The following is a 24,606-nucleotide window of genomic DNA, read 5'->3' as shown; positions in this document are numbered from 1 at the left end:
AAAAGGTGAATGAATGTTCGACAGGGGCGAGGTGATCCGCAAGGTCATCCTCAATAGCGTCAGATGGACAGGCCTGTCGCGACTGTACAGGGCGGTGACGCCCTGTGCCGGCGCCATCATGATGCTGCACCGTGTCACCACCACGCCGATTTCCCCGCTTGGATACAACAGCCACCTGTCGGTGACCCCGGAATTCCTCGACGCCCTGCTGGCCGGCCTGAAGCAGGACGGCTACCGCTTCGTGTCCATGGACGAGATGGCCGACATGATCGAGCGCGGACGGGTTGACGGCTGCAGCCTCGCCCTGACCGCCGACGATGCCTACCGCGATAATTTCAGCGAGGCTTTGCCGGTCCTCGAACGCCATGACGTTCCGATCGCCGTCTTCGCCGCGCCGGCCCAGATCAGCCGCCGTGTCTGCCTCTGGTGGGATGTCCTGGAGGAAGTCGTCGCGCGCCGCGACGGCTTCTACATCGACGTCGATGGTGTCGCGACCCATGTCGCCTGCGAGACCATGGCCGCCAAGCGCGATGCCTATGTGCGCCTCGAGGCCTGGCTGACGCAGGATGTCGCCGAGGAAGACCAGGACCGGATCGTCCGCGACCTCGCCGTCTCCTCGGGGATCGACCCGGTGCGCCCGAACGGCGATCCGCTCATGACCTGGAAGGAACTGCGCGCCTTCGCCGGTCATCCGCTGGTCACCATCGGCGCCCACACGGTCCACCACTACAACCTGCGCCGGCTCGACGCCGGGACGGCCATGGCCGAGATCTGCGACGCGGCAGACATCCTGGAGATGGAACTGGGTTTCCGCCCCCGCCACATGGCCTTTCCCTATGGCTACGAGGCCGCGGTCGGGCCGCGCGAGGTGGAACTGGCCCGCAAGGCGGGCTTCCGCACGGCGACCACCACGCGTCACGGCCTGCTCGGCACGGGCCATCGCGCGCACATGCAGGCCCTGCCGCGCATTTCCATCAACGGCCGCTACCAGTCGGTCGGCTACGTGCGCACCATGCTGACCGGGATCACGACGCCGATCGCCAACCGCGGCAAGCGCCTCGTCACCGTCTGAGCGGTTCAGCCCTTTTTCGGCGGTTTCGCCATCCAGCTGATGATGCCCATGGCCGGCAGCACCCAGAGGATCCCGGTGAACAGGAAATAGGCCAGGTGGACGAGCGGGCCGGACTCGCTGAGCCGTGCCGCCGCGATCGTCGTCGCGACCAGCGCGTAGACCACGACCAGGAGCACCAGCAGAACGGTTCCGACGAGTTTTTTCAGGCGTACGGGCATGGCGGCCTTTTCCAGGATTTGATGCCCGTTGTCTATTGGAATTGACGCGCCAGGGAAACCGTCTTGCCGCCGCGACAGCCTGTCACGCCGGATGGCCACTTGAAAGCCCGGCGCCATTGCGTCAGTTAGGGAGCGCTTTTCATGGAAAAGGAATTCGGACGTCCCATGACTGATGCTGCCATGGCCACCGGGCCGACGCCGCGCCCGCTGGAAATTGTCGACCGCCAGGCCCGCAACCGCACCACCGTCCGCCGCTGGCTCTACATCGTGCTGCTGTGCCTGTTCGCGCTGGTGATGGTGGGCGGAGCGACGCGGCTGACCGATTCCGGCCTGTCGATCACCGAGTGGAAGCCCATTCACGGCGTCATTCCGCCGCTGTCGCAGGCCGAGTGGGAGGAAGAATTCGTCAAGTATCAGCAGATCCCGGAATACCAGCAGATCAACAAGGGCATGACGCTGGAGGAGTTCAAGGGGATTTTCTGGTGGGAATGGGCGCACCGGTTCCTGGCCCGCTCCGTCGGCTTCCTTTTTGCCATTCCCCTGGCCTTCTTCTGGCTCACCGGCCGGCTGGAGCAGCGGCTGAAACCGCGCCTGCTGGGATTGCTTGCGCTGGGCGGCCTGCAGGGCGCCGTCGGCTGGTGGATGGTCGCCTCCGGCCTGACCGAGCGCACCGACGTCTCGCAATACCGCCTCGCCATCCACCTGACGCTGGCCTCGATCATCTTCGCCTCGATCATGTACGTGGCGCGCGGACTCGCGGTCCATTCCGGCGGCCGCGCAACGCGCGAGACCCGCAACGGAGCGATCTGGATGGTCGGCCTGGGTCTTTTCCAGATCTATCTCGGCGCGCTGGTCGCCGGCCTCGACGCCGGTTTCACCTACAACACCTGGCCGCTGATGGATGGCGCCGTCGTGCCGGGCGGCCTGTGGATCCAGCACCCCTGGTGGATCAACGCGTTTGAGAACCCCAAGACCGTGCAGTTCATCCATCGCTGCGGCGCTTACCTGGTGCTGGCCGCCGCCATCATCCACATGCTGCGGACGATGAAGCGCGAGCCCGAAACGACGCATGCCCGGCGCAGCCTGATCCTGGCCGGTCTGGTGGTCCTGCAGGCCAGTTTCGGCATCACGACGCTGCTGCTGCACGTTCCGCTGGGCTGGGGGCTGATCCACCAGGCCACCGCGCTCGTCGTCCTCGGTTTTGCCGTGGCACACTGGCGCGGCACGATCGGCAGCTACGTGCCGGAGACCGGCGTGGTCGTGCGCCACTGAACGCGCGCCGGCCCGCCGCCGATGCGGGCGGGCAAGCGCGTGCGCGTCAGGCGCCGATCATCAGGTTGAGGTTCTGCACCGCGGCGCCCGAGGCGCCCTTGCCGAGGTTGTCGAGCGAGGCGATGACGTTTACCTGGCCCATGCCCTCGGTTCCAAGCACGTAGATCTTCAACCGGTCGGTGCCCCGCATTTCTTCCGCATCGATGCGCGCCTTCGCGGTGCCGTCGGCCGGTGCAACCACCTCGACGATGTCCTGGCCCTCGTAGTGGGCGGCCAGCGCCTCGTGGATCGCCGCGATGGCGGGCGTGCCGCGCAACAGGTCGGTGAACAGCGGGATGTTGACCAGCATGCCCTGGTCGAAGCGTCCGACCGACGGCGTGAAGATCGGCCGCCGCTCGATGCCGCCATGCGTCATGATTTCCGGCACGTGCTTGTGGGCCAGCGTCAGCGCGTAGGCGAAGTGATTGGCGGTGATGGCATCGTCGCGCGTCTGGTCTTCCATCTGCGCGATCATCTGCTTGCCGCCACCGGAATAGCCCGACACCGCGTTGATGGTCACCGGGTAGTCGGCCGGCAGCAGGCCGGCCTTCACCAGCGGCGCGAGAATGGCGATGGCGCCGGTCGAATAGCATCCCGGATTGGAAACGAACTGGGCCCCGGCGATGCGCCCCGCCTGGCCCGGCGCCAGCTCGGCGAACCCGAACACCCAGTCGGGATGCGTCCGGTGCGCCGTCGAGGCATCGATGAACCGCGTGCCGGAACCGGCTGCCAGCGCCACGGCCTGGCGGGCCGCATCGTCCGGCAGGCACAGGATGGCAACGTCGGCATCCTTGAGCATCTGCTCGCGCAGCGCCTCGTTGCGGCGCTCTTCCATCGGGATCGACATGAGCGTGATGTCGCTCCGTCCTGCGAGCCGCTCGCGGATCTGGAGTCCGGTCGTGCCGTGTTCGCCGTCGATGAAGATGCTCGCGCTCATGGTCTCTGCCTTGTCTGCGGTCGGGGAGGGCGGTGTCGCGGGCTGTTTACTTCGCCGCGCGGCGCTCGGCAAGAAGGCCGAGGTAATGCATGGCGATGGTCGCTCCCGCGATGGCCGTGATGTCGGCATGGTCATAGGCCGGCGCCACTTCCACGATGTCGGCCCCCACGATGTCGATGGCAGCCATGTGGCGAAGCACCGAGAGCATCCGGGCCGAGGATGGCCCACCGGCCACCGGCGTGCCGGTGCCGGGCGCAAACGCCGGGTCGAGGCAATCGATGTCGAAGGTGACATAGGCCTTGCGTCCGGCCGTGCGCCGGGCGATCCGCTCCGCGATGGCCTTGGCGCTCATCTCCTCCACCTCGTAGCCGTGAACGATCTCGATGCCGCAGTCCTCCGGCGCATGGGTGCGGATGCCGATCTGGATGGAATGCGCCGGGTCGATGACGCCGTCGCGCACCGCACGGCCGACGAAGGAGCCATGGTCGATCCGCCTGCCGTCGTCGTACCAGGTGTCCTGGTGGGCATCGAACTGCACCAGCGCCAGCGGGCCGTGCAGGGCGGCATGGGCCTTGAGCAGCGGCCAGGTGACGAAGTGATCGCCGCCCAGCGACAGCAGGAACGCGCCGGATTTCAGGATCTTCGCCGCCTCGCGCTCGATCGTCGCCGGTGTCTTCTGGTGATTGCCGTAGTCGAGCAGGCAGTCGCCGTAGTCGATGACGGCCATCGCCTCGAACAGGTCGCGGTCGAACGGGTATTGCGGATCGTTGTCGAAGATGGCCGAGGCACGGCGGATCGCCTGCGGCCCGAACCGTGCGCCCGGCCGGTTGGAGACGGCGGCATCGAAGGGAATGCCCCAGACGACCGCGTCCGCGCCCTTCGGGGTCTTCGAATAGGGCCGGCGCATGAACGACAGCGCCCCGGCATAGGTCGGGTCGCTGGCCGCGCCGAGACGGTTTTTCGCGGTGAAGGCGTGATCGATGGAACTGGATGGCATGACGGGCTCCCGGCTTGTCTGCGGCGACAATGCCCGATTGCCCGCGGGTCTGAAAAGGGGCTGCGGCCAAATCGTTCCGTCACCGCGTCCTTGGCATCGGACTTGCTGAAGAGAGGTCAAGTCATGGAAACGGCGCGGTTCCGTCCGGAAACGGGACGCCGCGCGGCAAGGCGGGTTTGCGAATGGGACAACAGGGCCTGATACCGGACAGGATACACCAGCCCGTCGGCGCCAAGCCGCGCTGGTCGCAGGCCCGGTTGACCGGTCGCCAGGCGCCCATGCTGGACTCGATCCAGTACCTGCGCGCCATCGCCGCCTGGCTCGTCGTCCTCTACCACGTCTATGCCTCGCTCGCCCGCGAAACCGGCACCGCGCCGGTCTTCGCAGCCGGCGCCATCGGCGTGGACATCTTCTTCGTTCTCTCCGGATTCCTGATGACCATGGTGGTCGATCGCGGCGAGACCATGGACCGCCGCTTCCTCCTGCGCCGCTGGTTCCGGATCGCGCCGCTCTATTACCTCATGACGCTGGCGCTGTTCGTGATCGCGCTGGTGGAGCCGCATCTGCTCTACAGCGCCACCGCCGATCCGCTGCGCCTGCTTTGTTCCGTCCTGTTCCTGCCCGGCAGCGAGGCATCCGGCGGCGCCCAGCCCATCCTGGCGCTTGGCTGGACGCTGAACTACGAGATGGCGTTCTACCTGCTCGTTTTCATCTTTGTCCGCTGGGGCGGCGACAACCGGCTTTTCGGCCTGATGGCCTTCCTGGTTTTTCTGGTCCTGCTGGGCCAGGTCGTCGACAATCCGGGCACCGTGCTGCGCTTCTACACCGACCCGATCGTGCTGGAATTCGCCATGGGCATCTTCCTCTACAACACGATCTTCCGGCGCCGGCCGTCCCGCTTCAGCGCCGGCGTTGCGTGGCTCGCCATCCTGTCGGGTGCACTGCTGTTCGCCCTGCAGATCCGCAGCGAGCCGGAGGCATGGCGTTTTCTCGTCTGGGGCGTCCCGGCCGCGCTGATCGTTGCCGGCGGCGTACACGGCTTCACGGCCCGCATCGGATGGCTCGGCCGCCTCGGCGACTGGTCCTATTCGACCTACCTGCTGCACGTCTATGTCATCCAGGCGGGCGTCAAGCTCGTTCTGCCGGCGCTCGGCCTGTCATCGGCGCCACCCCTTGCGGTCTTCCTTCTGACCGCCCCGCTGATCGCGCTCGGCAGCTTCCTGCTCTTTCGCGGCGTCGAAATGCCGGTGATGCGGCGTTTCGGGCGTTCCGTGGCGCGCTAAAGCAAATCCAGCGAAAGTGGTCCCCGGTTTCGCGTCCGGAATTGCGCGATGGGGCGAAGGCAATTCCAGCGAAAATGGACCCCGGTTTCGCGTCCGGAATTGCGCGTTGGGCGAAGTGAATTCCAGCGAAAGTGGTCCCCGGTTTCGCGCCCGGAATTGCGCGATAGGCGAAGTGAATTCCAGCGAAAGTGGTCCCCGGTTTCGCGTCCGGAATTGCGCGATAGGCGAAGTGAATTCCAGCGAAAGTGGTCCCCGGTTTCGCGTCCGGAATTGCGCGTTGGGCGAAGGCAATTCCAGCGAACGTGGTCCCCGGTTTCGCGTCCGGAATTGCGCGATGGGGCGAAGTGAATTCCGGCGAACGTGGTCCCCGGTTTCGCGTCCTGAATTGTGCAGGACCAGGCAGGGAGGGGGTCGGTGCGACCGGGTTGAGAGCGGGCATGCGCCAGTACAGCGGGGCTGGAGCCGGCCGGACGGACGAAACCGGTACCGGTGACGGGCACAAAAACAAAAAGCTCGGGCGGTGACGCCCGGGCTTTTCGATCCGTGAAAGAAGGCCTTGCCGTGCGGCTTAGCGCTTCGAGAACTGGAAGGAGCGGCGAGCCTTGGCCCGGCCGTACTTCTTGCGCTCGACGACGCGGCTGTCGCGGGTCAGGAAGCCGCCCTTCTTCAGCACGCCGCGCAGTTCCGGCTCGTAATGGGTCAGGGCCTTGGAAATGCCGTGACGCACCGCGCCGGCCTGGCCGGACAGGCCGCCGCCCTTGACGGTGGCGATGATGTCGTACTGGCCGTCGCGGGCAGCCGCGACGATCGGCTGACGAAGCACCATCTGCAGGACCGGGCGAGCGAAATACTCTTCGTAGGTCTTGTCGTTGACGGTGATCTTGCCGGAGCCGGGCTTGACCCAGACGCGGGCGATCGCGTCCTTGCGCTTGCCGGTGGCATAGGCGCGGCCCTGGGCGTCGAGCTTCTGGACGTGAACCGGGGCGGAGGCCTCTTCGGTCACGACGCCGGTGGCTTCACCCAGTTCTTCAAGCGAATTCAGTTCGGCCATGGAAATCAGCCCTTCGTGTTCTTGGAAGACATGGCGGCCACGTCGAGCGCGACGGGCTGCTGTGCCTCGTGGGGATGGGAAGTGCCGGCATAGACGCGCAGGTTCTTCATCTGGCGACGGCCCAGCGGACCGCGCGGGATCATGCGCTCGACGGCCTTCTCGATGACGCGCTCCGGGAAGCGGCCTTCGATGATCTGGCGCGCGTTGCGCTCCTTGATGCCGCCGGGATGGCCGGTGTGCCAGTAGTACATCTTGTCGGTGTACTTCTTGCCGGTCAGCTTCACCTTCTCGGCGTTGACGATGATGACGTTGTCGCCGTCATCGACATGCGGGGTGAAGGTGGCCTTGTGCTTGCCGCGCAGGCGGTTGGCGACGATGGAGGCGAGGCGGCCGAGAACGAGCCCTTCGGCGTCGATCAGGATCCACTTCTTTTCCACTTCCGCCGGCTTCTGCGAAAAGGTTTTCATCGTGGTGTCTCTCAACTGGTCCGCCTTGGCGGGCCTTGTACCCGTGCCGGCGGCGATTCTTGTTGCTTTCGTTCCGGTGCGCGCTGCACCAAAACAAACGGCGGCCCGGACCCCGGACCGCAGTTGAACGGGCTTATAGGGGAAGCGGAGTGGGGCGTCAAGCGCGCTTTTTCCGGAGGTGCGCGAGAAAAGTCAATGAAATTAATGGCTTGAAAATACGGTATCTGGATACCGCGCAAAACAACAGGTTTGATTGCCGGAGTGCCGGGTCTGGTCGGCGCTCCGGTCATCCTGCTGGCCCGAAATTACTCGACGATGGCTGCCTGATAGGCGCTGGCGTCGATGATCCCGAAGAAGGCGCCCATCTCCGGCATCTTTGAGAGCTTGCCAAGAGCCGTCATGAACTCGGCCTGACTGTTCCAGCCAATCAGGACGACGCGTTGCCCGTCCGCGGTCACGAACTCGCGATCGAAGATGTAGCCCGGCTGTTCCGCAACACGCCCGAAGAAGCCGGCTCGCGCTGCATCGAACTCACCTTCATGGCCCGCTTTCGGCGTGCGCACGGCGACTTCGAGCACCTGGCCCGGCGCATTGATGTGGTCTTCGAGTACGAAGGCCTTGCCATCGGCCGGCGAAACCTGGACGAAGGCCTGCATGTTGACGGTCTCGAAGAAACGCTTTGCCTCTTCGGTTGGCATCAGCGCTTCTGCGGATGCGCCAAAATCTGCCATGCGCGACCAGCGCGTCAGCCCGACATAGACCGGGTTTGGCCCAGGCTCTGGAAAGGTGAAGAAGGCCTTGAGGGTCCAGTCCTTCTCATTGCCCTCACGCTTGCCGAGAAGCTTAAGAAACGCGGCACGTCGCTCGGCCCATTCGGCGTCCATGCCGGGCTTCACCTCCTGAATGGCAATCTCGTAGATCGGGTCGGTCATTTTCGTCTCCTGTGCGTTGGCGACACCGGCCGTCAGCAGGACGGCGACAGAAAGGGCCAGGGTCTTCAGCATGGTTCACTCCCGTGTTGGTGATGAACCGAAGTTGCAGGAGATCGACGAATATGACTATTTACGATCTATCAAACGAACCAGTTGCAAATACCAATGAATGATCTCGACCTTCTGCGGCCGACAGTTGCCTTCGCCACCGTTGTCGATCTTGGCAGCTTCCGCGCGGCGGCTGACCGCCTCAACCTGTCGCCGCCCTATGTCAGCCAGATGGTTTCGGAGCTGGAGGAGCGCCTCGGACGACAGCTTCTCTTCCGCTCCACGCGCCGTATCGCGCTCACCGCCGATGGCGAGGCGTTTCTGCCCTTTGCCCGCACCATGGCAGACGCATTTGCCGACGGCATGGAGATCGTGCGCGACCGGCGAAGGCGCCTGTCAGGCCAGTTGCGCGTCTCGGCGCCCACAGTGCTTGCCAGTCCGGCCTTCGCGCGCCTGGTGACGCAGTTCGCGGCCGACCATCCGGCACTTCGGCTGGAAATCGACCTCGACGACCGCTCGGTCGATCCCGTCGCCGCACAGGTTGATCTCGCGATCCGGATCGGTGATCCGGGCGACGATGCCAGGCGCGCGCGCCGCCTCTTCGCCACGCGCGGCGTTATCTGCTGCGCTCCGGCCGCGGCGCGCGGCATTCACACGCTGGACGACCTTGAAAAGCTGGTCTGGATACGCTCGCCGAACACCCCCTCAGGCGTCGAACTGCACGGCAATGCCGGTGCCGTGGCGCGGCTCGATCCGGAGCGCCAGATCGTCGTCAACAACGCCGCTCTCATCCGCTCGATGCTCGCCGACGGAAAGGGCTACGCGCTGTTGCCGGAATTCACGATCCGCGAGGCGGTCCGCGATGGCGATCTGGCCGTCGTACTCCCGGAGTGGGGTGTGCCCGATGTTGGTGTCCACGCGCTCTACACGGAAAGGCGAACGGCGTTGTCCAATGCCCGCGCCTTCGTGGACCATCTGGTCGCATCACTCGCGACGGTCTGACCGCAATCGGGAAGCCGGTTCCTCAACCCTTCCTGGGCGGTATCGAATAGGTTCCCGTCGCATGGGCCACCACGTGTCCGGCCGATACCATTTCGATGTCGTAGACCATGAGGCTGCGGCCGAGCTTGAGGATGCGGCACAGGCCATCGACGGGCCCGGCGTCGGCCTTGCGCATGAAATTGATGTTGAGATTGGTCGTCACCGCCAGGGCCTCGCGCCCGATGTGCGACAGCACGCAGGCATAGCCGCCGATGTCGGCGAGCGTGAACAGGGCAGGGCCGGAGACCGTGTTGCCGGGCCTCAGGTGGCGGTCGTCCGCGTTCAGCCGCACCTGTGCCGTGCCGGGGCCGATCTCGGTGACCTCGTAGGCATTGAAGCTGTCGTTGAGCTGCGGGTAGACCTCCTTCATGAAGGCGTTGAGTTCGTCGGCGTCCATCACGGGCGCAAGGGAGTGCTTGGTCATCGGCGTCTTTGCTTGCTGGTGGGAAATCGGGCTGGGGAAGGCCGCGGGGCCGGTTCGATCACTCCGATCCGCCGCGGGGATTGATCGGGCGGTTCTCAGTCCAGTCGAACGTGCCGAGGTCGCGCTCGCGCACCGCCTGCTTCCAGCCGGTCTGCTCGGCGCGGTGCTTGAAGTTGAGCCCTTCCGGCGAATGGCGCGTGATGCCGTCGAACACGGTGGCAAGCATCTGCGTCTGCTTCAGCCCCATCGCCTCGATCGCCTGGTTGACGACGAGCTTCTGCATCATCAGCTGGTTGACCGGAACCGTGGCCATGCGCTCGGCCAGCCGGTCCACCTCCGCATCCAGCGCCTCGGCGGGAACGGCCTTCAGCACGAGGCCCATCCGTTCCGCTTCCCTGCCGGAAATCCTGTCGCCGGTGAACAGCATGTGCTTGGCCCTTTCCGGACCCAGCCGGTAGACCCACATGGCGGTCGTCGGGCAACCCCAGACGCGGACCGGCATGTAGCCGATCTCCGCGTCCTCGGCCATCACGATCATGTCGGAACACAGCGCGATGTCGGAGCCGCCCGCGACGGCAAAGCCGTGCACCTTGCAGATCACCGGCTTGTAGCTGCGCCACAGGCTCATGAACAGCTCCGTGTTGCGCATCATGAAGGCGTAGTCCTTCATCGGGTCCCAGGGCATTTCCTGGGTCACGGCATTGCCGTCGCCCGCCGCAGCCTCCGCGTAATAGGTCAGGTCGTAACCGGCGCAGAACGCCCGGCCGGCGCCCGACAGCACGATCACGTGAACCTGCGGGTCGCCGTTGGCCTCCTCGACGCAGGCCGCCAGCTCGCGCGGCAGCTCGTCGTCGATCGCATTGAGCACCTCCGGCCGGTTGAGTGTGATCCGCCCGATCCGGCCATCCTTTTCATACACGACCTTCGCCATCGTCCCTCCCTCCGGCAGCCTGTCCGCCGCTTCCGTTGACGTATTGGTAACACGAAAATCATGCTTTCCAAGCAGGCTTCCTCCCGGTAAGTCTTCTGCCCGGATGACGCGCAATCGGTGTGTGCTTCGCCAGGGGAGGCAATCTATGCGGAAATTTGTTCTGGGTCTTGCAGTGGCTGCAGCCCTTGGCGGCGCCGTGGCCGCCATCCCGCCCGTCATGGCGGCGGAAGAGGCCATGGCGGCTGTCTCCGAGGCGCAGCCGGGCGAATTCGTCCAGGTGCCCCTCACCAGTGCCTCCGTCGACCATTTTCTGGCGACCTGGCCGCGCGTCTCGGCGGTTTTCACCGAGCTTGACGAGCAGTACGAACCCGGCGACCCTGACACTGTCATGGACGAGCTGATCTATCTTTCGGAGAACGCGGCCGCCGTCTCGAAGCTCGAGCAGAAGGTCAGGGATGCCGGCTTTTCCGGCTTCCAGGACTGGCTGGCGACGGCGCAATCCGTCATGATGGCCCGCCAGTGGATCATCGATCCGCCCAACGCCGAGGACATGGATGCTGCCGAGGCGGAGATTCGCGCCATGACCGATATCAACGACGAGGTGCGTGCGGAATTGCTGGCAAGCCTGGCGGACGCGCGCGGCCAGATCGACCGGATGCGGCCGACGGACGAGAACCTGGAGGCCGTGCGTCCCTACCTGGCACGTCTCGAAACGGCGCTCGGCGCGAACTAGAGCAATTCCAGCGAAAGTGGCTTCCGGTTTCGCGTCCGGAATTGCGGTAAGGGAAGAGCAATTCCAGCGAAAGTGGTTTCCGGTTTCGCGTCCGGAATTGCGGGAAAGCAACGAGATAGAGCATTGGAGCCGTTTGCGCTTGGCGGAAATGCTCTATGGTAAGGACCGGAAACGGGAGGACGACATGACGGCACAGGCTCAAAAGGCGACCAAGGCCGCCCCGGAACTCATCCGCACGCATCGCGCCGGCAAGGTGCTGACCATCGAGCTGGACAACCCGCCGGCCCATTCGCTGTCCTCGACCGTGATCGCGAAACTGCATGCCACGCTGGACGAGGCCCGCCTCGACCGCGGCGTCAACGTCATCGTCCTCGCCGCGTCCGGCAAGATTTTCTGCGCCGGCCACGACCTCAAGGAGATGAAGGCCCATCGCACCAGCGACGATGACGGCGGCCGGCTTTTCCTCGAGACCCTGTTTCATGCCTGCTCGGCCATGATGAAGGCCGTGGTGCGTCATCCCAAGCCCATCATCGCCAAGGTCGATGGCATTGCCACGGCGGCCGGCTGTCAGCTCGTCGCCTCCTGCGACCTGGCGATCGCCTCCGACCGGTCCACGTTCTGCACGCCGGGCGTCAACCTCGGCGGCTTCTGCTCCACGCCCATGGTGGCCCTGTCGCGCAACATAGGCCGCAAGCATGCCATGGAAATGCTGCTGACCGGCGAGATGATCGATGCGCAGGCCGCGCGGGATTTTGGCCTCGTCAACCGCGTCGTGCCCGCCGATTACCTCGACCAGGTAGTGGACAAATACGCCGCCGCCATCGCGTCCAAGTCGCCGGTGGCCATCGCGCGCGGCAAGCAGGCCTTCTACGAGCAGGCCGACATGCGCCTTTCGGAAGCCTACGACTATGCCAACAGGGTGATGGTCGACGGCTTCATGACGCATGATTCCGACGAGGGCCTCGCTGCCTTCTTCGAGAAGCGCGAAGCGGAGTGGAAGGGCGAATAATCGCTTGCACACCAGGTGCCACGGTCATATGTTCCTTATTTGTTCCTGAGAACGAGGAGGAACTCATGCCCTTCGCGCCCCGCATCACCATGATCACGCTCGGCGTTTCCGACGTCGCCGCGTCGACCGCCTTCTACGAGCGCCTCGGCTTTGAAAAATCCTCGGTCTCCAACGACAGCGTCACCTTCTTTTGCATGGACGGAACGGTGCTGGGGCTCTTCGGCCGCGCCGACCTGGCCGCCGATGCCGGCGTGAGCGACAGCCCGCCCGGGTTTTCCGGCGTATCCATCGCACAGAACTTTATGAGCGAGGCCGACGTCGATGCTGCCTTCGCCCACGCGCTCGATTGCGGCGCAAGCCCGGTCAAGGCGCCGGAAAAGGTGTTCTGGGGCGGCTATTCCGGATATGTCGCCGACCCGGACGGCCATCTGTGGGAACTGGCCTTCAACCCGGTCATGCCGAACAGCGACGACGGCTTCATGCACTTGCCGCGCTGATCCGACGGCTTGACGGTTTGGCCGCGCCGGTGCAGGTGATGGGCAGGCCAAGCGGAAGGGATCCGATGAACCACGATACCTATGAAGACGCTTACATCGAGGGCATCCTGAACGACGTCAGGTCGGTCGCCATCGTCGGCGCCTCGGCCAACGAGGTGCGCCCGTCCTTCTTCGTGCTCAAGTATCTCATCGACAAGGGCTACGAGGTCCACGCCATCAATCCCGGCCATGCCGGCAAGACCATCGACCGGGCCATGACCTATGCCACGCTCGCCGACCTGCCCGAGCCGGTCGACATGATCGATATCTTCCGCGCCTCGGCCGCCGTGCCCGGCATCACCGACGAGATCCTGGCGTTGGACTGGCGGCCGAAAGTGGTCTGGATGCAACTGACCGTGCGTCACGATGAAAGCGCTGCCCGGCTGGAAGAGGCCGGCATCCGGGTGGTGATGAACCGCTGTCCGAAGATCGAATATGCCCGCCTTGCCCGCGAGATCGGCTGGAACGGCGTCAATTCCGGCCAGATTTCCTCGCGCCGGCCGGTGCTGCGGCCCGGCTTCCAGAGCTTCGGCATCCGCAAGGGCTGAGCGCCGCATGGCTGCATTTCTTCTGGCGGTCTTCTTCCTGCTGATCACGCCGGGACCGGGCGTGCTGTCGACGGCCGGCGTCGGCGCCGGGTATGGATTCCGCCCGGGCCTCGCCTATGTCGCCGGCCTCTTCATGGGCAACAACATCGTCGCCCTGGCCGTCATCTCGGGCATGGCCGCCTTCCTGGACCTCTATCCGGCGCTGCGCTTTGCCCTTTTCGCCGTCTCCACGACCTACCTGCTCTACCTCGCCGCGAAGATCGCCTTCGCCGGATCGCGGATCGCCTTCATCCATTCCGAACGGCCGCCGGGTTTCATCGGCGGCTTCCTGCTGCAGTTTGTCAATCCGAAGGCCTACGTGGTCAACACCGCGCTGTTCACGGGCTTTCCCTTTGCCGGCAGCAGCATCGCCATGGAAACGGCCATCAAGCTGGTGCTGCTCAACGCGCTCTGGGTTCCTGTCCATCTACTCTGGCTGACCGCCGGCACCTGGTTGCACCGGCTCGATCTCGCGCCCCGGACCCATCGCGTCATCAATTTCGGCATGGCCGCAGCCATGCTCGCGGTCGTCGCCATTGCCGCTCTTGCGCGTCCGTCGCTCGGCTGAAATCCGGGCAAACAAAAAGCGGGGCTGTTTCAAACCCCGCTTCCGATCTCCGGATTTTGGATCCGGATGCCGATCTGCGCTGACTGCCAGTACATCCGTGACTTGCCGCAGCAGATCGTCAGGCCAGTGTCGGCCTGTCTGGTTAACAAGATGTTAACGCGCGGCATCTTTTTCAAGGGCCGGGACGAAAAAAGCAAAAAAGCGGGGCTGACCCCGCTTCCCGCCGGCCCGTATCCGTCGGGCCAGGTGCCGGTCGCTGCTGCCAGTTCATCCGTGGCTTGCTGCATCCGGCTGCATGGACCATAGGTGCCGCGCATGACAGGAATATGAAACCGCCGCCTCGTCCTGATGCGGTTCCCGAAACGTTTTTGCGTCCCGGGTGTGATCGATGGAACGATCTTCCAGTACCGGGGGCGGCTGGTCGCACAATCGGCTTTGACCTCGGGCCAACTCTGTCCGATAAGGTTGCGACGCGTTTTCAATCGTACCTTTCGGGAGGGATCATGTCTCAGCGTACACCGGGTTTCGAAACCCTTGCCGTTCATGCCGGCGCCGCGCCGGACCCGGCGACCGGCGCTCGCGCCACGCCCATCTACCAGACCACGTCCTATGTCTTCAACGACGCAGACCACGCCGCGTCGCTGTTCGGCCTGAAGGCTTTCGGCAACATCTACACCCGCATCATGAACCCCACCCAGGCGGTGCTGGAAGAGCGCGTCGCCGCGCTGGAGGGCGGTACCGCGGCCCTGGCCACGGCGTCCGGCCATGCCGCCCAGCTTCTCGTCTTCCACACCATCATGCAGCCGGGCGAGAACTTCGTCGCCGCGCGCCGCCTCTACGGCGGCTCGATCAACCAGTTCGGTCATTCCTTCAAGAACTTCGGTTGGGAAGTGCGCTGGGCCGATGCCATGGACCCCGCCGACGTCGAGAAGCAGATCGATGACAAGACCAAGGCGGTCTTCATCGAGAGCCTTGCCAATCCCGGCGGCACCTTCACCGACATTGCGGCGATCGCCGAGGTGGCGCACAAGCACGGCCTGCCGCTCATCGTCGACAACACGATGGCGACGCCTTACCTCGTCCGCCCGCTCGAGCACGGCGCCGACATCATCGTCCACTCGCTGACCAAGTTCATGGGCGGCCACGGCAATTCCATGGGCGGCATCATCGTCGATGGCGGCACCTTCGACTGGTCGGCCTCCGGCAAGTACCCGATGCTGTCCGGCCCGCGCCCCGAGTACGGCGGCATGGTCCTGCACGAGACCTTCGGCAATTTCGCCTTCGCCATCGCCTGCCGCGTCCTCGGCCTGCGCGATTTCGGTCCGACGATTTCGCCCTTCAACGCCTTCCAGATCCTGACGGGCATCGAGACGCTGCCGTTGCGGATGGATCGCCATTGCGAGAACGCGCTGAAGGTCGCCACCTGGCTGACGAAGCATGACAAGGTGGCCTGGGTCTCCTATCCGGGCCTGGCCGACGATCCGAACCACGCCCTGCAGAAGTCCTATTCGCCCAAGGGCGCCGGCGCCGTCTTCACCTTCGGCCTCAAGGGCGGCTACGAGGCGGGTATCCGCTTCGTCGAGGGCGTCGACATGCTCTCGCACCTGGCCAACATCGGCGACACGCGTTCGCTTGTCATCCACCCGGCGTCGACCACCCACCGCCAGCTCTCCGATGAGCAGCGCGCGGCGGCCGGTGCGGGCAACGACGTCATCCGCCTGTCCATCGGCATCGAGAATGCCGACGACATCATCGCCGACATCGAGCAGGCGCTCGCCAAGGCTTGACCTTGAGAGGTCCGGCGCCAGGTCGCTCGCATGGATACCTTTCCTGCGGGCGGCCTGGCCGCCGTGATCGGATCGACGGGGGCGATCGGCAAAGCGCTTGCTGACAGGCTGGAGGCGGCCGGCCGTTTTTCGCGGGTCATCCGGCTGTCGCGTCGTTCGGCACCCGGCATTGACCTGACCGACGAAGCCTCGATCGCAGCCGCTGCGGCCTGGTTGGCGGGAGCCGGTCTGCCGCTGCGCCTCGTCATTGATGCGACCGGCTTCCTTCACGACGACCGGTTCATGCCCGAAAAGGCCCTGCGTCAGGTCGACCCGGCGCATATGGCCCATGCCTTCGCTGTCAACGCCATCGGCCCCGGGCTCCTGATGAAGCACATGCTGCCGCTGCTGCCGCGCGACGGGAAATCCGCCTTTGCGACGCTGTCGGCCCGCGTCGGCTCCATTTCCGACAACCGTCTGGGAGGCTGGCATGCCTATCGCGCGTCGAAGGCGGCGCTGAACCAGTTCGTGCGCACCGCGTCCATTGAACTGGCGCGTCGCAACCCGCACGCCATCTGCGTCGCCCTGCATCCGGGCACGGTCGACAGCCTGCTGTCGCAGCCTTTTGCCAAGGCAGGTCTGGACGTGCGCCCGCCCGCAGTGGCGGCGAAAGACCTGCTTTCCGTTCTCGACGCCTTGACGCCGGAGCAATCCGGCGGCCTCTATGACCATCGCGGCGCTGCCATCCCCTGGTAGGCTGCCGCGGCGACCCTCCGGAGATCCGTCATGCCAGAACCGCACTTTTGTCCCGTCGTCCCGTCCGTCGAACCCGAGGTTTCCCGCCCGGATCCGGAAAAGGTGCTCGCCGGGGACCCGGTCCACACCACCTGGAACCTCGAGGAGCGCGATGGCCTCTACTGCGGTATCTGGCAATCGACGCCCGGCGCGTGGCGCATTTCCTACGACGAATGGGAATATTGCCGCATCCTGGAAGGCGTGTCGGTGATCGCGGAGGAGGGCGGCGAGGCCGTGCGGGTAGAGGCCGGCGACAGCTTCATCCTGCGGCCCGGCTTCCGGGGGACGTGGGAAGTGCTGGAAACGACACGCAAGGACTACGTGATCCGCCTGTGATCATTGCGCCGCGCGCCGGCCCGACTGGTACTCGGCCCTGACCGCGTGGAAGGCCAGGTTGATCTGCCGCGACATCTCGTTCATGTAGCGCACCACCTCGCCGGGCAGGTCCATGCCGGATATCCGGTCCGGATGGTAGAGTTTGGCCAACCGGTGAAATGCCTCGCGGGCATCGTCCAGCGAAACGCCGCGCGTCAGCCCCAGCATCTCGAAACAGTCCAGCCGGTCGGGATCGGCCGGCCTGAGTTCCGGCTTGCGCAACGGTTCCAGCGGCGTCACGGCCGCAATGCGGTGCTTGGCCAGGAACTGCCGTTGTCCGTCCGCGGCGGTGAAATCGAGAAACGGCGTTTCGCGCGACAGCACGCCTTCCAGCGAGGACCCCGCCGCGGTCACCACCTTCCCCGTCAGCGACATGCCGTCGACCAGTTCGACAGCAACGTCGAAGATTTTCTGATTGTTTCCAAACACGACTTACCCCCGGCGTTTCCACCGATCATCTTTCCCGCACGAAAGAATACATGCCCTGACGGGATTAATTCCGCGTTGATGCGGGCCGGCCAATTTGTCTTCATCGTCAAATGGCCGGGGATCCGGTCCGCGTCAGGCGATGATCAGCCGTTCCAGCCCGTGGAAATGATAGGCGTCGCGATAGCGCGGCGGCCCGGCGAGCGCGAGACCGGGATGACGTTCGAACAGCACGCCGAGCGCTTCCTGCAGTTCCAGCCGGGCCAGCGGCGCACCGATGCAGAAATGGATGCCTGCGCCGAAGGTGACGTTCTTCTGGTCCGCACGCCCGGGCAGGAACCGGTGCGGTTCGGCAAAGGCGGCCCCGTCGCGGTTGGCGGCGCCGAGCAGGAGGCCGACCTGCTGGCCGGGCGCGAGCGTCACCGGTCCGAGGTCGACGGGCTCGTAGGCAAAGCGTGTGAACATGTGCAGCGGGGCATCGAAGCGCAGGCACTCCTCGACCGTCGCTGTTGTCTGCACCGTCGAGGCGAAGAACCGGCGCGGGTCGCCGCCCTGCGCCAGGAGCGTGGCGATGGCATTGCCGGCCTGGTGAACGGTCGCCTCGTGGCCGGCGTTGAGCAGCAGGATGACCGAGGTCACCAGCTCGTCTTCCGAAAGCTTCTCGCCATGGTCGCGGGCCGCCATGAGCACCGACAGGAGATCGTCGCCCCGGCCGCGGTCCTGCCCGGCGATCAGTTCGCGCAGGAAGCGTGAGAACTCCGCCGCCGCGCGGTTGGCGCTGTCCTCGTCGGCGCGGCTGCGCCCGTGCATGTACATGGCCACCATCCGGTGCGACCAGTCCAGCAGGCGCGGGGCCATGTCCCTTGGCACGCCCAGCATGTCGGAAATCACCGCGACCGGGATCGGCGTCGCGAAGCGGGCGATCAGGTCGTCGCCCGGTTGAAGCCCATCGGCCAGCTCTTCCGCCAGCGACCGGATGGACGGACGCAGCCGTTCCACCTGGCGCGACACGAAGGCCTTGTTGACCAGCGCCCGCAGCCGCGTGTGCACCGGCGGCTCGCGCTCCAGCAGCGAGTGGCGTTCCACGGCGTCGAAATCGGCCAGGTGCGCCCGTTCCGCGCCGCAGGTCAGCGGCGCACCCCAGCGGTTTTCCCGGCCGAGCCGCCGGTCGCGCAGCAGCGCGTTGACCGTTGCGAACCCGGCCGCGCACCACAGCCCGTAGTCTTCCCAGTAGAAGACGGGCGCTTCTGCCTGCAGCCGTTCGTAGCTCGGGTAGGGGTCCTGAACGAAGGCATCGTCGTGCGGATCGAGGTGAAGGCGGGTCCCGGAAAGCCGGAAGGAGGAGGGCAGGTCGCGCATGACGCTGTCATATCCCCTTCGCCGGTGAAACGGAACGGGTCCGGCGCGGGATCTGACCGGGGCATGATCGGCACGGCGTGAATGGATGCGGCGCCATTCATCGAATATTAGCCTTCGGTTGTTTTTCCTTGCGTGAAACTGCTTGGCAGGCCCCGCGGGAACCGTTATTCGCCGCGGGTCTTGCCGCCTGCCCTTGCGCCCCGGTAGGCCGAGCCATTATCTAGGGCCGGAGAGCAAGAGACAGTTTGATTCATGGCCCCGGGCGTCCGCCCGTCCGGCCCAGCCGACAAAGGAAAGTGATCGCGATGAGGGACCCCGTCGAAACCGCCATGAACCTCGTTCCGATGGTCGTGGAGCAGACCAATCGCGGCGAGCGCGCCTATGACATCTTTTCGCGCCTGCTGAAGGAGCGCATCATTTTCATCACCGGTCCCATCGAGGACGGCATGGCTACGCTGGTCTGCGCCCAGCTCCTGTTCCTGGAAGCGGAGAATCCGAAGAAGGAAATCTCCCTCTACATCAATTCGCCCGGCGGCGTCGTGACGTCCGGCATGGCCATCTATGACACCATGCAGTTCATCAAGCCGGCCGTGTCCACGCTCTGCATCGGCCAAGCCGCGTCCATGGGTTCGCTGCTGCTGTGTGCCGGTCACAAGGACATGCGCTTTGCCACGCCGAACGCGCGCATCATGGTGCACCAGCCCTCCGGCGGCTTCCAGGGCCAGGCCTCCGACATCGAGCGCCATGCCCAGGACATCATCAAGCTGAAGAAGCGCCTCAACGAGGTCTATGTCACGCACACCGGCAACGATTACGACACCGTCGAGAACACGCTCGACCGCGACCATTTCATGACGGCCGACGAGGCGAAGGCCTGGGGCCTGATCGACCGGGTCATCACCACGCGCGATGCCGTGGACGGTGCCGGCGAGTGATCGCCGGCCCGACGGAGGCGGCCGGCACGTCCCGCGCGCGGCGGCTGCCCGAAACCCCGATGGCGGCGCCGTCCGCCAAAGGTGGCATTTGCCGTCAAAACGCCTACGTTAAGTATATGTTGAAACCGGGAGCGCTAGGCTTCATGGTTGAAGGGCGGGTCATTGCCGGATTCCGGAATTTGTGCTTGGCTCGTAGATTAGGTGATTCCATACCGTTGTCTCGCCGTTCAGGTTTGACTTCGAAATGGGCAGGCTCTCTGACGGAGCGCTTGGAAGGACAGGTGATATGAGCAAAGTCAGCGGCAACAGTGGCGATTCGAAGAACACGCTTTACTGTTCGTTCTGCGGCAAGAGCCAGCACGAGGTGCGCAAGCTGATCGCAGGACCGACGGTCTTCATCTGCGATGAGTGCGTCGAACTGTGCATGGACATCATCCGCGAGGAGAACAAGTCCTCGATGGTCAAGTCCTCCGAGGGTGTTCCCACCCCGCAGGAGATCCTTGACGTTCTCGACGACTACGTGATCGGCCAGGGCCATGCCAAGCGCGTGCTCTCCGTCGCCGTGCACAACCATTACAAGCGGCTCGCCCACGCCCAGAAGAACCAGGATGTGGAACTGGCCAAGTCGAACATCCTGCTGATCGGCCCGACCGGTTGCGGCAAGACCCTGCTGGCCCAGACGCTGGCCCGCATCATCGACGTGCCGTTCACAATGGCCGACGCGACGACCCTGACCGAGGCCGGCTACGTCGGCGAGGACGTCGAGAACATCATTCTCAAGCTGCTCCAGTCCGCCGACTACAACGTCGAGCGTGCCCAGCGCGGCATCGTCTACATCGACGAGATCGACAAGATTTCGCGCAAGTCGGACAACCCGTCGATCACGCGTGATGTCTCGGGCGAGGGCGTGCAGCAGGCCCTGCTGAAGATCATGGAAGGCACGGTCGCCTCGGTTCCCCCGCAGGGTGGCCGCAAGCATCCGCAGCAGGAGTTCCTGCAGGTGGATACGTCCAACATCCTGTTCATCTGCGGTGGCGCCTTTGCCGGCCTCGACAAGATCATTTCCGATCGTGGCCGCAAGACCTCCATCGGCTTCGGCGCCAGCGTCGACAATCCGGAAGACCGCCGCACCGGCGAGCTGTTCCGCCTTGTCGAGCCGGAGGATCTGCTCAAGTTCGGCCTCATCCCGGAGTTCGTCGGCCGCCTGCCGGTCCTGGCGACGCTTGAGGACCTCGACGAGGACGCGCTGATCCAGATCCTGTCGGAACCGAAGAACGCGCTGATCAAGCAGTACCAGCGCCTGTTCGAGATGGAGAACGTGGAACTGACCTTCCACGAGGACGCGCTTCGCGCCATCGCCCGCAAGGCGATCGAGCGCAAGACCGGCGCCCGCGGCCTCCGCTCGATCATGGAATCGATCCTGCTGGACACGATGTTCGAACTGCCGTCGCTGGAAGGCGTGCAGGAAGTCGTGATCTCCGACGAGGTGGTGGCCGGCAATGCCCGTCCGCTCTACATCTACGCCGAACGCGAAGAGGCCAAGGGCAAGACCTCGGCCTGATCGGCTCCGGACACCGAACGATGCGAGGCGGGCCCATGGGTCCGCCTTTTTCTTGCAAAGGCGGTGAATTCGCGATCCGGATCAATTGGCCTTCGCTGGCTGTCGGGGTAGTCTTGGAATCACGTGTATGTGCGTCGCCTTGAAAACAGGATACGCCTTCTCCACTTATGCAACAGGGACCGGAGCGCCGGTCCGTTTGGACGCAGGAAGCCCGCCGCCGCAACAAGAAGGGGTGGCTTGAAGCGTTGCAGCAGGGCCCGATGGGCCAGGAAGGAAAAGAACATGGCAGAAACGACCCAAGCCGGAGGTTCCGGGGCTGAAAACGGCCGCTACGCCGTTTTGCCTCTGCGCGACATCGTGGTCTTTCCCCACATGATCGTGCCGCTGTTCGTGGGCCGCGAGAAATCCATCCGCGCCCTCGAGGATGTGATGGCGGGCGACAAACAGATCCTGCTTGCCACCCAGAAGGATGCCTCGGTCGATGACCCGGGTCCGGACGGTATTTACGACGTCGGGACGCTGGCCACCGTGCTGCAGCTGCTGAAGCTTCCCGATGGCACCGTCAAGGTGCTGGTCGAGGGCAGTGCCCGCGCGAAGGTGACCGCGTTCACCGCCCGCGAGGACTTCCACGAGGCTGACGTCGAGGTTCTGGCCGAACCGGAAGAAGAGCAGATCGAGCTCGAGGCGCTGGCCCGTTCGGTGGTCGCCGACTTCGAGAATTACGTCAAGCTGAACAAGAAGATCTCTCCGGAGGTCGTCGGCGCGGCGTCGCAGATCGAGGACTTCTCCAAGCTCGCCGACACGGTCGCCTCCCACCTCGCGGTCAAGATCAACGAGAAGCAGGAAATGCTGGCCACGCTCTCCGTCAAGGAGCGCCTCGAGAAGGCCATGGGCTTCATGGAAGCCGAGATTTCCGTGCTCCAGGTCGAGAAGCGCATCCGCAGCCGCGTCAAGCGGCAGATGGAGAAGACGCAGCGCGAGTACTATCTCAACGAGCAGATGAAGGCGATCCAGAAGGAGCTCGGCGAAGGCGAGGACGGCCGCGACGAGGCATCCGAGATCGAGGAGCGCATCGCCAAGACGAAGCTCTCCAAGGAAGCCCGCGAGAAGGCCCATGCCGAGCTGAAGAAGCTGCGCTCCATGTCGCCCATGTCGGCGGAAGCCACCGTGGTGCGCAACTACCTCGATACGCTGCTCTCGCTGCCCTGGGGCAAGAAGTCCAAGGTCAAGAAGGACCTCAACTTCGCCCAGGACGTGCTGGACGAGGATCATTTCGGCCTCGACAAGGTCAAGGACCGCATCGTCGAGTATCTCGCGGTCCAGTCGCGCCAGAACAAGCTGAAAGGCCCGATCCTGTGCCTCGTCGGCCCGCCCGGCGTCGGCAAGACCTCGCTCGCCAAGTCGATCGCCAGGGCGACCGGCCGCGAGTACATCCGCATGGCGCTCGGCGGCGTGCGTGACGAGGCCGAGATCCGCGGTCACCGCCGCACCTACATCGGTTCCATGCCCGGCAAGGTCATGCAGTCGATGAAGAAGGCCGGCAAGGCCAATCCGCTCTTCCTGCTCGACGAGATCGACAAGATGGGCATGGATTTCCGTGGCGACCCGTCGTCGGCCCTGCTGGAGGTGCTCGACCCGGAACAGAATTCGCACTTCATGGACCACTACCTTGAAGTCGAATACGACCTGTCGCCCGTCATGTTCATCACCACGGCCAACACGCTCAACATTCCCGGGCCGCTGATGGACCGCATGGAGATCATCCGCATCGCAGGCTACACCGAGGACGAGAAGGTGGAGATCGCCAAGCGCCACCTCCTGCCCAAGGCCGTGCGCGACCATGCGCTGCAGCCCAAGGAGTTCTCGGTCACCGACGAGGCGATCCGCGGGATCATCCGCACCTACACCCGCGAGGCGGGCGTGCGGAACCTCGAGCGGGAACTGATGACGCTGGCCCGCAAGGCCGTCACGACCATCCTTAAGGACAACAAGAAGTCCGTTCAGGTGACGGAGGACAATCTCGACGATTTCCTCGGCGTGCCGCGCTTCCGCTACGGCCAGATCGAAGGCGAGGACCAGGTCGGTGTCGTCACCGGGCTGGCCTGGACCGAGGTCGGCGGCGAACTGCTGACGATCGAGGGGGTCATGATGCCCGGCAAGGGCAAGATGACCGTCACCGGCAACCTGCGTGACGTGATGAAGGAATCGATTTCGGCGGCGGCCTCCTACGTCCGCTCGCGCGCCATCGATTTCGGCATCGAGCCGCCGCTCTTCGACAAGCGGGATATCCACGTCCACGTGCCGGAAGGCGCGACACCGAAGGACGGCCCGTCGGCCGGCATCGGCATGATGACCGCCATCGTGTCGGTCCTGACCGGCATTCCCGTGCACAAGGATGTCGCCATGACGGGCGAGATCACGCTGCGGGGCCGGGTGCTGCCGATCGGCGGTCTCAAGGAAAAGCTCCTGGCAGCCCACCGTGGCGGCATCAAGAAGGTGCTGATCCCCGAGGACAACGCCAAGGACCTGCCGGACATTCCCGACAACGTGAAGGAAGGTCTGGAGATCGTTCCCGTCAGCCGGGCCGGCGAGGTGCTCGAACATGCCCTCGTCCGCATGCCGGAAGCCATCGAGTGGAAGGAACCGGTCGATGCGCCGCCGGCCAAGGCGGATGACCAGGGCGAACCGGTCGGCGTGGCCCATTGAGCCTACTGCATAGCTAAATTAGGAAAAGCCGGGTCTTCGATCCGGCTTTTCTCTTGGGAATCCCCAGAAATCCGGGGATTTGGGGCGTCGCCCGTGCGTTTTCGGCTTTGTTTGCCGGCCACATCTGAATATGGTCCTGCGCAGCCGGTTGAGTCGTAATCCCGGTCGAGGAGCACTAACTAAAAGGGACTTCCAATGAACAAGAACGAACTGGTTGCTGCTGTTGCCGAAAAGGCCGGCCTTTCGAAGGCCGATGCCCAGTCCGCGACGGATGCGGTCTTTGAAGCCATTGCGGCTGAACTGAAGAACGGCGGCGACGTTCGCCTCGTCGGTTTCGGCAACTTCTCCGTTTCGCGTCGTGAGGCCACCACCGGCCGCAACCCGCAGACCGGCAAGGCCGTCGAGATCCCGGCACGCAACGTGCCGAAGTTCTCGGCTGGCAAGGGTCTGAAAGACGCCGTCAACTGATTTCGATCACGGATCGGACGACCAGGCCCGGCTCCGCGAGGAGCCGGGCTTTTTCTTTGGCGATCGTGCA

27 protein-coding genes are annotated in these 24,606 nt (G+C 64.8%); 16 read left to right on the top strand and 11 right to left on the bottom strand.

Translation table 11 applies throughout. The features are described from left to right. The first annotated feature begins 13 nt into the window (after nt 1–13). Nucleotides 14–1,072, top strand: a complete 1,059-nt coding sequence (locus CSC94_RS12315) for a polysaccharide deacetylase family protein (RefSeq protein WP_099306642.1) — start codon at nt 14–16, stop codon at nt 1,070–1,072. A 5-nt stretch (nt 1,073–1,077) separates the two neighbouring features. Here CSC94_RS12315 and CSC94_RS12310 read toward each other — a convergent pair whose 3' ends face one another. Then, nucleotides 1,078–1,290 (bottom strand): DUF2842 domain-containing protein, encoded by a 213-nt coding sequence (locus tag CSC94_RS12310; RefSeq protein WP_099306641.1) that lies wholly within the window; start codon nt 1,288–1,290, stop codon nt 1,078–1,080. Nucleotides 1,291–1,455: 165 nt separating this feature from the next. On the opposite strand from CSC94_RS12310, the gene CSC94_RS12305 reads away from it, so the two are divergent. Further along, complete coding sequence (locus CSC94_RS12305) at nt 1,456–2,562, top strand: COX15/CtaA family protein (protein ID WP_099306702.1); 1,107 nt, start codon at nt 1,456–1,458, stop codon at nt 2,560–2,562. Between the two features lie 46 nt (nt 2,563–2,608). Here CSC94_RS12305 and argC read toward each other — a convergent pair whose 3' ends face one another. Continuing rightward, complete coding sequence (gene argC, locus CSC94_RS12300; RefSeq protein ID WP_099306640.1) at nt 2,609–3,538, bottom strand: N-acetyl-gamma-glutamyl-phosphate reductase; 930 nt, start codon at nt 3,536–3,538, stop codon at nt 2,609–2,611. A 46-nt stretch (nt 3,539–3,584) separates the two neighbouring features. After that, complete coding sequence (speB, locus tag CSC94_RS12295; protein WP_099306639.1) at nt 3,585–4,535, bottom strand: agmatinase; 951 nt, start codon at nt 4,533–4,535, stop codon at nt 3,585–3,587. 182 nt (nt 4,536–4,717) lie between these two features. Between speB and CSC94_RS12290 the strand changes: the two genes are divergently transcribed. After that, nucleotides 4,718–5,818 (top strand): acyltransferase family protein, encoded by a 1,101-nt coding sequence (locus tag CSC94_RS12290; protein WP_099306638.1) that lies wholly within the window; start codon nt 4,718–4,720, stop codon nt 5,816–5,818. Nucleotides 5,819–6,386: 568 nt separating this feature from the next. Here the strand turns inward: CSC94_RS12290 and rpsI are convergent. From rpsI to CSC94_RS12275, 3 genes are all read right to left on the bottom strand, one after another. Continuing rightward, nucleotides 6,387–6,869 (bottom strand): 30S ribosomal protein S9, encoded by a 483-nt coding sequence (gene rpsI, locus CSC94_RS12285; RefSeq protein ID WP_099306637.1) that lies wholly within the window; start codon nt 6,867–6,869, stop codon nt 6,387–6,389. Nucleotides 6,870–6,874: 5 nt separating this feature from the next. Beyond that, complete coding sequence (gene rplM, locus CSC94_RS12280; RefSeq protein WP_099306636.1) at nt 6,875–7,336, bottom strand: 50S ribosomal protein L13; 462 nt, start codon at nt 7,334–7,336, stop codon at nt 6,875–6,877. A gap of 305 nt (nt 7,337–7,641) precedes the next feature. Further along, nucleotides 7,642–8,340: a hypothetical protein gene (locus CSC94_RS12275; protein ID WP_099306635.1), complete on the bottom strand. Its 699-nt coding sequence runs from the start codon at nt 8,338–8,340 to the stop codon at nt 7,642–7,644. Between the two features lie 93 nt (nt 8,341–8,433). On the opposite strand from CSC94_RS12275, the gene CSC94_RS12270 reads away from it, so the two are divergent. Beyond that, entirely contained in the window at nt 8,434–9,318 is an 885-nt protein-coding gene (locus CSC94_RS12270; protein ID WP_099306634.1) for a LysR family transcriptional regulator, read from the top strand. A gap of 22 nt (nt 9,319–9,340) precedes the next feature. Here the strand turns inward: CSC94_RS12270 and CSC94_RS12265 are convergent, their stop codons facing one another. Both CSC94_RS12265 and CSC94_RS12260 read right to left on the bottom strand, forming a co-directional pair. Then, nucleotides 9,341–9,781: a PaaI family thioesterase gene (locus CSC94_RS12265; protein WP_245408337.1), complete on the bottom strand. Its 441-nt coding sequence runs from the start codon at nt 9,779–9,781 to the stop codon at nt 9,341–9,343. Between the two features lie 58 nt (nt 9,782–9,839). Further along, nucleotides 9,840–10,712: a crotonase/enoyl-CoA hydratase family protein gene (locus CSC94_RS12260; RefSeq protein WP_099306633.1), complete on the bottom strand. Its 873-nt coding sequence runs from the start codon at nt 10,710–10,712 to the stop codon at nt 9,840–9,842. Between the two features lie 145 nt (nt 10,713–10,857). Between CSC94_RS12260 and CSC94_RS12255 the strand changes: the two genes are divergently transcribed. From CSC94_RS12255 to CSC94_RS12235, 5 genes are all read left to right on the top strand, one after another. Further along, nucleotides 10,858–11,445: a hypothetical protein gene (locus tag CSC94_RS12255; protein WP_099306632.1), complete on the top strand. Its 588-nt coding sequence runs from the start codon at nt 10,858–10,860 to the stop codon at nt 11,443–11,445. Nucleotides 11,446–11,629: 184 nt separating this feature from the next. Next, on the top strand, nt 11,630–12,454 hold the full coding sequence (locus CSC94_RS12250; RefSeq protein ID WP_099306700.1) for an enoyl-CoA hydratase: 825 nt from the start codon (nt 11,630–11,632) through the stop codon (nt 12,452–12,454). Nucleotides 12,455–12,519: 65 nt separating this feature from the next. Then, entirely contained in the window at nt 12,520–12,951 is a 432-nt protein-coding gene (locus CSC94_RS12245; protein ID WP_099306631.1) for a VOC family protein, read from the top strand. A gap of 65 nt (nt 12,952–13,016) precedes the next feature. Then, nucleotides 13,017–13,538: a CoA-binding protein gene (locus CSC94_RS12240; RefSeq protein ID WP_099306630.1), complete on the top strand. Its 522-nt coding sequence runs from the start codon at nt 13,017–13,019 to the stop codon at nt 13,536–13,538. A gap of 7 nt (nt 13,539–13,545) precedes the next feature. Further along, a complete protein-coding gene (locus tag CSC94_RS12235; protein WP_099306629.1) occupies nt 13,546–14,145 on the top strand; it encodes a LysE family translocator in 600 nt (199 codons plus the stop codon). Nucleotides 14,146–14,174: 29 nt separating this feature from the next. On the opposite strand, the gene CSC94_RS24220 is transcribed toward CSC94_RS12235, so the two are convergent. After that, a complete protein-coding gene (locus tag CSC94_RS24220; protein ID WP_133122880.1) occupies nt 14,175–14,627 on the bottom strand; it encodes a hypothetical protein in 453 nt (150 codons plus the stop codon). A gap of 21 nt (nt 14,628–14,648) precedes the next feature. On the opposite strand from CSC94_RS24220, the gene CSC94_RS12230 reads away from it, so the two are divergent. Genes CSC94_RS12230 through CSC94_RS12220 form a run of 3 tightly spaced genes read left to right on the top strand, consistent with a single transcriptional unit; the run spans nt 14,649 to nt 17,042 of the window. After that, nucleotides 14,649–15,932: an O-acetylhomoserine aminocarboxypropyltransferase gene (locus tag CSC94_RS12230; RefSeq protein ID WP_099306628.1), complete on the top strand. Its 1,284-nt coding sequence runs from the start codon at nt 14,649–14,651 to the stop codon at nt 15,930–15,932. A 30-nt stretch (nt 15,933–15,962) separates the two neighbouring features. After that, the gene (locus CSC94_RS12225) at nt 15,963–16,667 is read left to right on the top strand and encodes an SDR family oxidoreductase (protein WP_099306627.1); all 705 of its coding nucleotides are present in this window, start codon (nt 15,963–15,965) and stop codon (nt 16,665–16,667) included. Between the two features lie 30 nt (nt 16,668–16,697). Continuing rightward, nucleotides 16,698–17,042 carry a cupin domain-containing protein gene (locus CSC94_RS12220; protein WP_099306626.1) on the top strand — a complete coding sequence of 115 codons (345 nt, stop codon included), beginning with the start codon at nt 16,698–16,700 and terminating at the stop codon, nt 17,040–17,042. Here CSC94_RS12220 and CSC94_RS12215 read toward each other — a convergent pair whose 3' ends face one another. Then, nucleotides 17,043–17,510, bottom strand: a complete 468-nt coding sequence (locus CSC94_RS12215; RefSeq protein WP_099306625.1) for a J domain-containing protein — start codon at nt 17,508–17,510, stop codon at nt 17,043–17,045. A 132-nt stretch (nt 17,511–17,642) separates the two neighbouring features. After that, nucleotides 17,643–18,866, bottom strand: a complete 1,224-nt coding sequence (locus CSC94_RS12210) for a cytochrome P450 (RefSeq protein ID WP_099306624.1) — start codon at nt 18,864–18,866, stop codon at nt 17,643–17,645. A 305-nt stretch (nt 18,867–19,171) separates the two neighbouring features. Between CSC94_RS12210 and CSC94_RS12205 the strand changes: the two genes are divergently transcribed. The 4 genes from CSC94_RS12205 (at nt 19,172) to hupB (ending at nt 24,536) form a co-directional block, all read left to right on the top strand. Beyond that, nucleotides 19,172–19,801, top strand: a complete 630-nt coding sequence (locus CSC94_RS12205) for an ATP-dependent Clp protease proteolytic subunit (RefSeq protein ID WP_099306623.1) — start codon at nt 19,172–19,174, stop codon at nt 19,799–19,801. 286 nt (nt 19,802–20,087) lie between these two features. Further along, on the top strand, nt 20,088–21,362 hold the full coding sequence (clpX, locus tag CSC94_RS12200) for an ATP-dependent Clp protease ATP-binding subunit ClpX (RefSeq protein WP_099306622.1): 1,275 nt from the start codon (nt 20,088–20,090) through the stop codon (nt 21,360–21,362). A 282-nt stretch (nt 21,363–21,644) separates the two neighbouring features. Further along, the gene (lon, locus tag CSC94_RS12195; protein ID WP_099306621.1) at nt 21,645–24,068 is read left to right on the top strand and encodes an endopeptidase La; all 2,424 of its coding nucleotides are present in this window, start codon (nt 21,645–21,647) and stop codon (nt 24,066–24,068) included. 195 nt (nt 24,069–24,263) lie between these two features. Continuing rightward, nucleotides 24,264–24,536 (top strand): DNA-binding protein HupB, encoded by a 273-nt coding sequence (gene hupB, locus CSC94_RS12190; RefSeq protein WP_099306620.1) that lies wholly within the window; start codon nt 24,264–24,266, stop codon nt 24,534–24,536. Nucleotides 24,537–24,606 lie beyond the last annotated feature (70 nt).

Source organism: Zhengella mangrovi (assembly GCF_002727065.1).
Lineage (GTDB): Bacteria > Pseudomonadota > Alphaproteobacteria > Rhizobiales > Rhizobiaceae > Zhengella > Zhengella mangrovi.
This window is presented reverse-complemented; position numbering and strand designations above follow the sequence as displayed.